We start from the raw sequence: 501 nt of genomic DNA on the forward strand, positions 1-501 counted from the left end.
TAAAATAAAGCAAATAATAAAATTAAAACAAATCGATCAGAAAGGTATTTAACATGCTTGTTGTAACAACAAATGAAATTCCGAGCAAAAAGATTATATAAGTAAAAAGTGTTGCACATGGTATTATTGAGCGTACACCTACGTGGACACAGGGATCTTTCGGTGGATTGAAAAAGATCAGTGGCGGTAATAATCAAGCCTATGCAAATATGGCTAATCAAAGCCGTGAAGATGCCTATCAGAATATGATTGAGCGCGCTCAATCACTTGGTGCCAATGCGATTGTCGCTTTTCGCTATGACACCTCAAGTATGGATGGCAATGGCGAAGCAATCAGCGAAGTATGTTGCTATGGCACAGCCGTAGTTATTGAATAGGGTGCTTTGCCGTTACTATGTCATTTTACTGTCCTGACACTAAAACACATTGGACAACCTGTATCTGCTTAACTGACCTGATGGCATTTTTTCCATCATGTGAGCAGGTTGATTTTCCAGAATT

General features: G+C 38.9%; 1 pseudogene. It reads left to right on the forward strand.

From position 1 onward, the window contains the following. Positions 1-53 precede the first annotated feature (53 nt). A pseudogene (locus F3D62_RS12605) lies at positions 54-377 on the forward strand (YbjQ family protein). Positions 378-501: the final 124 nt, after the last annotated feature.

The organism is Francisella sp. SYW-9 (assembly GCF_008711465.1).
Taxonomy (GTDB): domain Bacteria; phylum Pseudomonadota; class Gammaproteobacteria; order Francisellales; family Francisellaceae; genus Francisella.